Raw genomic sequence first — 10785 nt, 5'->3', positions numbered from 1 at the left:
GGGTTGCGCTCCTTCATGAGGTCGAACGCCTGGACCGACTCCAGACCCGGCATCGAGAAGTTGTCCGAGGTCTTGCCCGACAGCGTCGCCGCACCGGTCCCCGCGAGCAGCAGGACGGCCAGCCACGCGACGAGGACACTCTTGCGGTGGCGGAACGCCCACCGACCGAGGCGGTAGAGGTACCAGGACACGGTGTCTCCTGTGGTTCGTGCGCCAGTGGGCGCGTGGGAGGGATCAGGGAGAGGGGGACGTGACGCCGAGCGCGGGGAGCAGCACGGCGTCGAGGAACCGGGTGACGTACGCGAGGTCGGACGGCTCTCCGTCGATGACCTCTCGCAGCAGGGCCGGCCCCGTCATGGTGACGACGACGAACGGGAGCGCCGGGTTGTCGGCCGCGACCTCCCCGCGTGCGACGGCACGCTCGAGGAGGACACCGATCTCGGCGCTCCGGCTGGCGACGATGCGCTCGCGGAGCGACTCGGCCAGCTCCGGGTGCGTCTTGCAGGCGTGGATGACCGCGACGAGGAGGCCGATCTCGGCATCCTCGGCGTGACCGTGGTCGCAGGCCAGGGCCAGGAGGTCCCCGCGCAGACTGCCGGTGTCGGGCAGCTCGGACGCATCCGGTGCCAGGGCACCGATGGCGCTGGTGACCAGCGCCTCCTTGCTGCCCCACTGGCGATACAGCGTCGCCTTGCTGGAGCGCGTCATGTCCGCGACACCGTCCATCGTGAGCTTGTCGTAGCCCACGTCGGCGAGCAGGCGCAGCACAGCCGCGTACAGCTCGTCGGTACGTTCGGGCGTCAGACGGCTCATGCAGAGACCTCGCAGACGAGTGGACGAGACATGACGTGACAGCGAAACGAAACCGTTTCGTACCGATCGTAGGCCGCGACACCTGAGAACGAACATCGCCGACAGGTGTGCTCGCTCACACCCCGTCGGTCGCCGCCAGCACCCAGGTAGCGTCGGGGGCATGGCAGACCTCGGCACGGCCCTCCGCTCCCTCCTCGACGGCCCGTACGCGCAGGCGCGCGAGTCGACACGCGACCTGCTCGCGAGCACCGGCGTCCTCACCGACCCGAGCCACAGCGTGGAGGAGCAACGGACCCAGACCCGCGAGGCGCTCCTCGCGCTGGCCAAGAGCGGTATCCCGGCCGCCGGGTTCGCCAAGGACCACGGCGGCACGGGAGATCCCGGCGCCTCGATCGTCGGGTTCGAGATGCTGGTGTACGCCGATGTCTCGCTGATGGTGAAGGCGGGAGTCCAGTGGGGTCTGTTCGGCGGCGCCGTCGAGAACCTCGGCACCCAGCGCCACCACGACACGTACCTTCCCCGCATCATCGACGGCGACCTCCTCGGCTGCTTCGCGATGACCGAGACCGGCCACGGGAGCGACGTCCAGAGCCTCGAGACGACAGCGACGTACGACGCCGCCACGGGTGAGTTCATCATCGACTCGCCGACCGCGACGGCGCGCAAGGACTACATCGGCGGCGCCGCCCACGACGCGACGCTGGCCGCGGTCTTCGCGCAGCTGGTCACCGCGGGCCCGGGCGAGGAGCCGCACTCGCGCGGGGTCCACTGCCTTCTCGTGCCGCTGCGGGACGACGAAGGCCGAGACCTCCCCGGTGTCACCACCTCCGACTGCGGGGTCAAGGGCGGCCTCAACGGCGTCGACAACGGCCGGATCGTGTTCGACCAGGTCCGGGTGCCGCGCGAGAACCTGCTCGACCGCTACGCGAGCGTGGCCGAGGACGGCACCTACTCCTCCCCCATCGAGAACCCCAACCGCCGCTTCTTCACGATGCTCGGCACCCTGATCCGCGGACGTGTCAGCATCGCGGGCGCCAGCGGCGCGGCCGCCCGCCAGGCGCTGGCGATCGCGGTCCGCTACGCCCTGCGCCGTCGGCAGTTCGGCGCACCGGGCGCCGCTGCGGGCGAGCCGCAGGAGGTGCTGCTGATGGACTACCGCACCCACCAGCGCCGGCTGCTGCCCGCGCTCGCCCGGGCGTACGCCCTCCAGACCGCTCAGAACGGCCTCGTGGAGACCCTCTCGAACATCCAGGGCGCCGGCGCCGTGGCTGACCCCACCGCGCAGCGCAACCTCGAGGCACTCGCCGCCGGGGTCAAGGCGTACGCCTCCTGGCACGCCACCGAGACGATCCAAGAGTGCCGCGAGGCGTGCGGCGGCGCCGGCTACATGGCCGCGAACCGCCTCACCACCCTCAAGGCCGACACCGACGTGTTCACCACCTTCGAGGGTGACAACACCGTGCTCATGCAGCTGGTCGGCAAGGAGCTGCTCACCGGATACGCCGACGACGTGCGCGGGCTCGACCCCCTCGGCATGGCGAGCTTCGCGGTCTCCAACGCCGCCGAGGTCGTGCTCGAGCGCACGCCGGTGGCACCGCTGGTGGCGCGGCTGCGCGACGCGACGCGCCGTGAGGGCGACGAGCCCGACCTCCTCGACCGCGGCACCCAGATCTCGCTGCTCACCGACCGCGAGGAGCACCTGCTCGACACGCTCGCCCGCCGCATGCAGGCCGCCCGCAAGCTGTCTGGCGCGGAGGCTTTCGCCGCCGTCAACCGGGCGCAGGACCACCTGGTCCACCTCGGCCGCGCCCACGTCGAGCGGGTGGTGCTCGAGTCGTTCGTGGCTGCCGTGTGCGAGGTCGAGGACGACGAGCTCCGGTCGGTCCTCGACGCCGTCTGCGACCTCTACGCACTGAGCGTGGTGGAGGCCGACAAGGCATGGTTCCTGGAGCACCGGAGGCTGTCGGTCGGGCGCGCAAAGAACGTGACGGCCTCGGTCAACGCGCTCTGCGAGCGGCTGCGGCCCCACGCCGCCGACCTGGTCGATGCGTTCGGGATCCCGGAGAACCTCCTCGACGTCGAGATGCTGCGCTAGGCAGAGCCCGACGAGGCCTCGAAGTCGGCGCTGACCTCGGCGCCGACCTGGATGTCGTCCGGACGCAGCTCCATGCCGCCGTACGACTCCGGCCCGGCAGCCGCTCGCATCGCTGTCGCCTCGCCGAAGGCCGACACCGGCCCGACGTGTGGACGCAGTCCGTGCTCGTACAGCGCGACGAGGTGGACGGGCCCGAGGCCGAGAGCGCCGGCGTAGGCCTGAGCGCGGACCACCGCGTCGCGCGCCGCGTCCGCACGGACCGTCGCGACGGCGGCGTCGCGACGCACCTCGGTGAGTGCCCACTCCACTCCGTCGACGGCGACGCCGTCGAGCAGCGCGACCTCGCCCACCCATCGCGAGAGGGCGTCGAAGTCACGGAACGTCACCCGTACGCCAGCGCTCGCGCGGAAGCGTCGGACCTTCGTCTCGTCCTCCTGCGCGCTCGGCTTGATCCACTCGTCGTAGATCCACGCCGAGACCTGGTCGGCCCCCCACCACGTCGCCGAACCCGAGGTGACGTGCTGCTTGGCCTGTCCGACGAGAGTGCTGTGAGTGCGCGCAGCGGCGGCCACGACGTCGTCGCGGCGCGGTCCGGCGAACGACACGGTGAGCCGGACGGTCCCACGCTCGGCGGCGATGGTCTGGACGGCACGTCCCATCACGGTGATCTTGGGCATGGCCGCACCCTAGCCGCCACCGGACCGCTCAGGCGTCGGCGTCAGACAGGGTCGGCGTCGCTGAGGATCCGCTGGAACAGGACGTGGTCCTGCCACGCCCCGGCGATGAAGAGGTAGTCCGGCGCCACGCCGATCGCCGAGAAGCCGTTGCGGCGGAGCACCTGCTGCGAGCCGGCGTTGTGCAGCAGCGTCGCGGCCTGGAGGCGGTGCAGCCCCTCGGCGCGCGCATGGTCGCAGACCGCCGCGACCGCCCGGGTCATCAACCCTCGACCGGTGTGCTCGCCGTCGGTCCAGTAGCCGAGGTGACCGTTGCCGAAGACCGCGCGCACGATGTCGTTGACGTTGACCGACGCCACCACGGCGTCCGCCCCGTCCACGACGACCGCGGTGATGCTCTCGCCCCTGGCGTCGGACGCCACGCGGGAGTGGAGTCGTCGCGCCTGCTCGTCCACGGCGAAGAACCCGTCGCCTCTCACCGGCTCCCACGGAGCCAGGTGCGCACGGTTGCGCAGGTAGGCCGCCGCCAGTGCCGGAGCGTCGTCGGGCGTCACCGACCGGAGCAGATAACCGTCACCGAGCGCGACGCGCAGCTCGGTCGCCGCACCCGTCACGAGCGAGGGTCGACGGAGCCGGCGGAAGACTCCACCTGCTGGTCGGCCTCGGCGTCGGCCTGGGCCGTCTCCTTGAGCACCTGCTCGGACGCATCCCCTTCGGGCGCCGTCTCCTCAGAGGACTGCGTCTCAGAGGCCTGCGTCTCGGTCAGGGCGCCCGCCGGCGTGCTCAGGACCGCTCCGGGCGGAGCGACGCGAGCGATGACCGGCGGGGTCTCGCCGACGATGGCGTTGTGGCCACCGCGCCAGAAGATGTAGCGGGACCCCAGGTTGATCATCGTCGCCAGGCGGTTGCGCCCGCCGAGCAGGAAGTACAGGTGGACGACGATCCAGGTCACCCACGCGAAGAAGCCGGTCAGCTTGCCGAAGGGCCGCAGCTCCGCGACGGCCGAGCTGCGGCCGATCGTCGCCATCGTGCCCTTGTCGAGGTACGAGAAGGGCTTGCGCTCCTTGCCCTTCAGACGCGCACGGATGTCCTTCGCGGCGTACTTGCCGCCCTGCAGCGCCGGCTGGGCGAGCTGCGGCAGCGCGCGGTCCCCGTCCTCCACCGCGATGTCGCCCACGGCGTAGACGTTCTCCAGGCCCTGCACGCGCAGGTGGTCGTCGACCATGATCCGACGTCCGCGGCCGAGCGGGACGCCCCAGTTCGCGATGACGGGGTGGGTGGTGATGCCGGAGCCCCAGATGACCATGTCGGCGGGGATGAACTCCCCGTCGTTCACGATCACGCCGTCGGGCCTGACCTCCTTCACCGAGGTCTCGAGCCGCAGGTCGACCCCGCGCTTCTCCAGCGACCGGCGAGCGTAGTTGCGCAGCTTGGGCGCGAACGGCCCGAGCACGTGGGGCGCCATCTCCACCAGCGTGATGTGGACGCGCTCCGTGTCGATCTCGGGATAGGTGACCGGCATGTCGTGGTTGCGCATCTCCGCCAGCGCCCCGGCCGTCTCGACGCCGGTCGGACCGCCGCCGACGACGACGGCCCGGAACTCGGTGTCGCGGCCGTTGACCGCCGCGTCCTCGAGGATCGCGAACATCCGGTCACGCACGGCGAGAGCGTGCGAACGGCGGTAGAGCGGCAGCGAGTACTCCTCGGCACCCGGGATGCCGAAGAAGTTGGCGGTCGTGCCGGAGGCGATGATCAGGTAGTCGTACGACAGCGTCAGGCCGCCGTCGAGGTTGATGGTGCGCGTCGAGTGCTCCATCGACGTGACGGTGCCCTTCAAGAAGCGCACGTTGTCCTGCTTGGAGCGGATCGAACGCAGGAACCACGTGATGTCGCCGGGGTTCAGGGTCGAGGTCGCGACCTGGTAGAGCAGGGGCTGGAACGTGTTGTAGGTGTGCCGGTCGACGAGCGTCACGTCGACGTCGGCGCGCTTGAGCGCCCGCACTGCAGACACTCCGCCGAAGCCACCGCCCACGACCACCACGTGCGGCCGGTTCCGGGGCATGATCTGCGAGTCTCCCATGACTTTCAGCGTACGCCGCGGATGTGAGACCCGTATATGAGGTCGAAGCGGCGACCGGCGGGGCGTGACGTGTCTCACCTCCCTACGATTGGCACATGAGTGATCACTACGACGTCGTCGTCCTCGGCGCCGGACCGGGCGGTTACGTCGCCGCGATCCGCGCCGCACAGCTCGGCAAGTCCGTGGCTGTCATCGAACCCAAGTACTGGGGAGGTGTCTGCCTCAACGTCGGGTGCATCCCCAGCAAGTCCCTCCTGCGCAACGCCGAGCTCGCGCACATCATCCAGCACGAGGCCGAGTCCGTCTTCGGTATCGGCGTCGGTGACGTCACGCTCGACTACGGCAAGGCGTACTCCCGCAGCCGCGAGGTCGCCGACGGGCGCGTCAAGGGCGTCCACTTCCTCATGAAGAAGAACAAGATCGCCGAGATCCACGGCACGGGCACCTTCACCGGCCCCAAGGCGATCGAGGTGGCGCTCAACGACGGTGGCTCGCAGGAGGTCACCTTCGACGCGTGCATCATCGCCACCGGTTCGACGACCCGCCTGCTCCCCGGCACTCAGCTCTCCGAGCGCGTGGTGACGTACGAGGAGCAGATCCTGGCCGACGACCTGCCGGGATCGATCATCATCGCCGGTGCCGGCGCGATCGGTGTCGAGTTCGCGTACGTCCTCAACTCGTACGGCGTGAAGGTGACGATCGTCGAGTTCCTCGACCGCGCCGTCCCCAACGAGGACGCCGACGTGTCCAAGGAGCTCGCCCGCGGCTACAAGAAGCTCGGGATCGAGATCCTCACCTCCACCCGCGTCGACGCGATCGACGACTCGGGCGACAAGGTCAAGGTGACCGTCACCCGCAACCCCGAGGGCAACGCCAAGGAGGAGGTCCTCGAGGCCGACAAGGTCCTCCAGGCCATCGGCTTCGCCCCCCGCAGCGAGGGCATCGGCCTCGACAAGGCCGGCGTCAAGGTCTCCGACCGTGGCGCGATCGAGATCGACGACTACATGCGGACGAACGTCGACGGCATCTACGCGATCGGCGACGTCACCGCCAAGCTGATGCTGGCCCACGTCGCCGAGGCCCAGGGCATCGTGGCGGCGGAGACGATCGGCGGCGTCGAGACGTTCCCGCTCGACTACGCGATGATGCCGCGCGCGACGTTCTGCCACCCGCAGATCGCGTCGTTCGGCTACACCGAGGCCCAGGCCAAGGAGCTCGGCTTCGACGTCAAGGTCGACAAGTTCCCGTTCACCGCCAACGGGAAGGCGCCCGGCCTGGCCGACACGGCGGGCTTCGTGAAGCTGGTGACCGACACGACCTACAAGGAGCTGCTCGGGGCACACCTCGTCGGCCCTGAGGTCACGGAGATGCTGGGCGAGCTGACGCTGGCCCAGCGCTGGGACCTGACCGCGGACGAGGTGGCACGCAACGTCCACGCCCACCCCACGCTGTCCGAGGCGGTGCAGGAGGCCGTCCACGGCGCAGCGGGGCACATGATCAACCTCTGACCTCGACGCCAGAGCGCCGAAGCCCCCTCCCGCACCAGCGGGAGGGGGCTTCGGCGTTCAGACCAGAGCGGTCAGTGCTTGCCGTGGCCGTGGCCGTGGCCGTGCCCGTGGCCGTGCCCGTTGCCGTGGCCTCGCGAGTACGAAGGCTGCGACTGCGGGTTGAACTCGTCGTACTTGTAGCCCTTGGCACCCGCCAGGCGACGATCCTTCACCTGGAAGACGTCGAAGCCCTTCTGGATGTCGCTGGAGTAGATGTAGCCGTTGTAGTAGTACGCCGACCACGATCCACCGAGGATCAGACGATCAGCGGAGAGCGGGCCGCGGTCGAACCACGCCAGCTCCTTCGGGTTGGCCGAGTCGGTGAAGTCCCACACCGAGATGCCGCCCTGGTACCAGGCCTGGACCATGATGTCCTTGCCCTTGATCGGGATCAGGGACCCGTTGTGCGCCACGCAGTTCTCGGTGTTGGCCTGGGTCCGCGGGATCTTGAAGTAGCTCTTGAACACCAGCTGGTTGCCGCGCTCGATGTCGTAGATCGCGTCCGCGCCCTTGGTCTGGCCGACGGTCGGGTTGCAGGTCGGGCCGCCACCGCCGCCGAGCTCGTCGGTGAAGACGACCTTGCTGCCCTCGTTGTTGAACGTCGCCGAGTGCCAGAACGCGAAGTTGGTGGTGTCGCGGACCTGCTCGATCACCTTCGGGTTCGCACGGTCCTTGATGTCGAAGAGGACGCCGTCACCCATGCAGGCGCCTGCGGCGATGTCCTTCGACGGGTATGCCGTGATGTCGTGGCAGCCCGACGTGGTCGACGAGTAGTTGCCCGGCGGGTTGCCGCCGTCAGGGAAGACGACCGGCTCGGACACGACCGCCGCGGCGGCCGGGTTCTTCACCGGGATCTTGACGACCGAGACCAGGTCGTGGGGCGGCTGGCAGTCGGGGAACGCCACGTTGGGCGAGTAGGACGAGACGTAGACGAAGAGGTCCTTCTTGTTCTTCGACGGCGCCAGCGTGTGCGTGTGCGAACCACACTTGGTCTCGACCGAAGCGACGTACTTCGGGGCCGTGGGCCGGCTGATGTCGAAGATCTTCAGGCCCTCCCACGACTCCTTCACCGTCGCGGGCTGGGTCGTGTTGTCGCACGAGTCGTTGCTGCGGCTGGAGTCGGTGCTGAGGATCAGCAGGTTGCCGCTCACCGAGATGTCGTTCTGGGAGCCGGGGCAGAGCACCTGGGTGACCTGCTTGGGCCTGCTGCCCTTCTTGATGTCATAGACCGTGAAGCCGTTGTAGTTGCCGGCGAAGGCGTAGTTGCCCTGGAACGCCAGGTCGGTCTGGAAGGCTTCCTCCGGCGCGAAGGCCCCGTTCTTGGGGATGTTCGCGAGCAGCCTCATGTTGGGGCTGGAGGCGGTCTCGCCGACGCCGAGCTCGGTGGAGCTGTCGTCGACGGCGGCCAGCCGCTGGGCGGCCACGGGAGCCGGCGAGCTGCCGTCGTCGGGGACGCCGGCCGAAGGGCCGGCACCAGCGAGGGAGGCGAGGACGAGCGCGCTTGCGCCCGCGGAGACGGTAATTGCGCGGGTGAGACGTGATCGTTTCAATGGGTTCATGGTGAGAACCCCTTCTCGTGAGGTTCCCAGCAGCATTGCGCCATTAGCAGAATTCCGCAACGCTTCAGACATCACCACTTCCGAAGGGACGTTCGTCCGTTGACCTCACGCTCACGCCGCCCGGTCGCTCTCACGCTCGTCGGTCTCGTCCTGACCGCTGGAGCGCTCACCGCCTGCTCGGAGGACGGCGAGGCGGGAGGCGAGGAGACGAGCCCACCGCCGGCCCAGGGCACCGTGCTGCAGCCGGGTCGCCCTGGCGAGCCCAACGCCTCTGTCGCCCCCGAGGACTACCCGAAGGCCGCGAAGCAGAACGAGGCGGACGTCGACTTCATCACGATGATGATCACCCACCACCTCCAGGCGCTGGAGATGACCGAGCTGGCGAAGACCCGGGCGGAGCACGCGAGCGTGCGCAGCCTCTCCGACCGCATCTCGGCGTCCCAAGGCCCGGAGATCCACGCGATGGTGGCGTGGCTGGAGGCTCGAGGACTTCCGGTGCCCGAGGGTGCCGAGGGCCACGGAGGCCACGGTGACCACGGACCGACGACCCAGGCTCCCGACATGGCCTACGGGATGCTGACCGACGACGAGATGAAGGCCTTGGCAGGCGCCGACGGCAACGCGTTCGACCAGCTCTTCCTGCGCGGCATGATCGAGCACCACTCGGGCGCGGTGGCCATGGCCGAGACGGCCCAGGCCGAGGGATCCGACCTGGTCGTCAGCGAGATCGCCGCCGATGTCGCGTCAGGGCAGGGCGCGGAGATCGCACGGATGCAGGTGCTGCTCGACCAGGTCGCCTGACGCCGGCTAGCGACGGGCCGCCCGAAACCAGTCCGACACCTCGCGGCGCCAGACCAGGACGACGCAGGCGACCTCGGCCAGCAGCCACACGAGCCCCAACGGCGCGGTCAGCACGGACGCGACCATGCCGAGGGCGGCGACCACGGTGAAGACGATCCGCGTGGCGGGGCTGCGCGACAGCATCGCCAGTGCGGACACCGCTCCGGCGACCGCGAGGAGCGCCAGAGCGAGGGAGAGCCAGAACATCGTCCGGGCCAGCTCGGCGGCCGTCATGCCGAGCTGGCCGAGGATGTCGGAGTCGGCGATCATGGGCTGCTCGGCGATGAGGTCGGCGTACTGCCCCGGCGACGCGAGATAGAGCAGGACGTTGAGGCCGAACACCGCGGCAGCCACACCAGACAGCGCCGCGGCGACGACCACGGCCGTCACCAGCGGGCGCGGTCGACCCGGGACCGGCATCCGACCGTACGGCGCAGGGTTGGCGCCCGGTCCGTACTGCGACGACTGCGGCGAGAACGGCTGCGAGACCGCCTCGGGACCAGACGCGTACGGACGCGCAGCAGGTGCCGGCTGACCGCCCGACGCCGCCGGGTCGGGCGCGCGCACGGAGGGCGGCGGCGCCTGGGTCTGCGACGTGGGCAGCACAGGCGTCGGAGGGCCCGGAGGGTCCACAGGCCGATGTTGCTGCGACGTGGTCTCGGCGGGAGCCTCTCCGGCGAACCAGGCACGACTCTCTCTGCCCCACAGGAACACGACCACCATCACCCCGAGGAGCGCCGGGACGATGCCCGCTGCCCCGGCGACGAGGAAGGCGAGGCTCGAGAGCACGGCGAGGACGGTCAGACCGATCCGCGCACCGCGGTGACGCTTGGCCGTCCAGATCGCCAAGACGATCGCCGCCGCGGACAGCGCTCCGGCGCCCATGAGCACGCCGCGCAGCCATCCGAGCGCCTGGTCGACCGAGATCGCACCGTCGGCCGGTCCTGCCGCGAGCGCGTCCTCGATCTGCTCGCGGACCTCGATCGAGCCCCAGTTCGACAACGTCGACACGATGCTGACCAGCACGATCGCGGAGGCGACACCCGCCGCCAGGCAGGCCATCGTCACCTTCTGGGGACGTGCTGTCGTCGCGTTGGCCATGGGGCTATCCCATCACGCGGCCGTCAGCGCACCAGCAGGCGGTGAGCCCGCCGTCACCTGAGGCGGTGACGGCGGG

The 10785-nt window shown here is 69.8% G+C and carries 10 protein-coding genes; 3 read left to right on the top strand and 7 right to left on the bottom strand.

What is annotated here, in order from left to right; genetic code table 11:
• Positions 1–191, bottom strand: a 191-nt coding sequence (locus PV363_RS11975; protein ID WP_301022430.1) for a hypothetical protein, incomplete at its 3' end; no start/stop codon positions are given.
• A 43-nt stretch (positions 192–234) separates the two neighbouring features.
• A complete protein-coding gene (locus tag PV363_RS11970; protein ID WP_301022429.1) occupies positions 235–813 on the bottom strand; it encodes a TetR/AcrR family transcriptional regulator in 579 nt (192 codons plus the stop codon).
• A 160-nt stretch (positions 814–973) separates the two neighbouring features.
• On the opposite strand from PV363_RS11970, the gene PV363_RS11965 reads away from it, so the two are divergent.
• Positions 974–2908, top strand: a complete 1935-nt coding sequence (locus tag PV363_RS11965; RefSeq protein WP_301022428.1) for an acyl-CoA dehydrogenase — start codon at positions 974–976, stop codon at positions 2906–2908.
• Here PV363_RS11965 and PV363_RS11960 read toward each other — a convergent pair.
• From PV363_RS11960 to PV363_RS11950, 3 genes are read right to left on the bottom strand one after another with little or no spacing between them, the layout of a single operon-like run.
• Positions 2905–3585 carry an SIMPL domain-containing protein gene (locus PV363_RS11960; protein ID WP_301022427.1) on the bottom strand — a complete coding sequence of 227 codons (681 nt, stop codon included), beginning with the start codon at positions 3583–3585 and terminating at the stop codon, positions 2905–2907. The genes PV363_RS11965 and PV363_RS11960 overlap by 4 nt on opposite strands.
• A gap of 41 nt (positions 3586–3626) precedes the next feature.
• Positions 3627–4196 carry a GNAT family protein gene (locus PV363_RS11955; protein WP_220342310.1) on the bottom strand — a complete coding sequence of 190 codons (570 nt, stop codon included), beginning with the start codon at positions 4194–4196 and terminating at the stop codon, positions 3627–3629.
• Complete coding sequence (locus PV363_RS11950; RefSeq protein ID WP_301022426.1) at positions 4193–5662, bottom strand: NAD(P)/FAD-dependent oxidoreductase; 1470 nt, start codon at positions 5660–5662, stop codon at positions 4193–4195. Before PV363_RS11950 ends, PV363_RS11955 begins: the two co-directional genes overlap by 4 nt.
• A gap of 95 nt (positions 5663–5757) precedes the next feature.
• Between PV363_RS11950 and lpdA the strand changes: the two genes are divergently transcribed.
• Positions 5758–7170: a dihydrolipoyl dehydrogenase gene (gene lpdA / locus PV363_RS11945; RefSeq protein ID WP_220342312.1), complete on the top strand. Its 1413-nt coding sequence runs from the start codon at positions 5758–5760 to the stop codon at positions 7168–7170.
• A gap of 71 nt (positions 7171–7241) precedes the next feature.
• Here lpdA and PV363_RS11940 read toward each other — a convergent pair whose 3' ends face one another.
• A complete protein-coding gene (locus PV363_RS11940; protein ID WP_301022425.1) occupies positions 7242–8768 on the bottom strand; it encodes a hypothetical protein in 1527 nt (508 codons plus the stop codon).
• Positions 8769–8867: 99 nt separating this feature from the next.
• Here PV363_RS11940 and PV363_RS11935 point away from each other — a divergent pair, with 99 nt between their 5' ends.
• Entirely contained in the window at positions 8868–9569 is a 702-nt protein-coding gene (locus tag PV363_RS11935) for a DUF305 domain-containing protein (RefSeq protein ID WP_220342314.1), read from the top strand.
• A gap of 6 nt (positions 9570–9575) precedes the next feature.
• On the opposite strand, the gene PV363_RS11930 is transcribed toward PV363_RS11935, so the two are convergent.
• Entirely contained in the window at positions 9576–10709 is a 1134-nt protein-coding gene (locus PV363_RS11930) for a hypothetical protein (protein ID WP_220364789.1), read from the bottom strand.
• Positions 10710–10785 lie beyond the last annotated feature (76 nt).

The sequence above is a fragment of the Mumia sp. genome (genome assembly GCF_028803055.1).
In the GTDB taxonomy this organism is placed as follows: domain Bacteria; phylum Actinomycetota; class Actinomycetes; order Propionibacteriales; family Nocardioidaceae; genus Mumia.
This window is presented reverse-complemented; position numbering and strand designations above follow the sequence as displayed.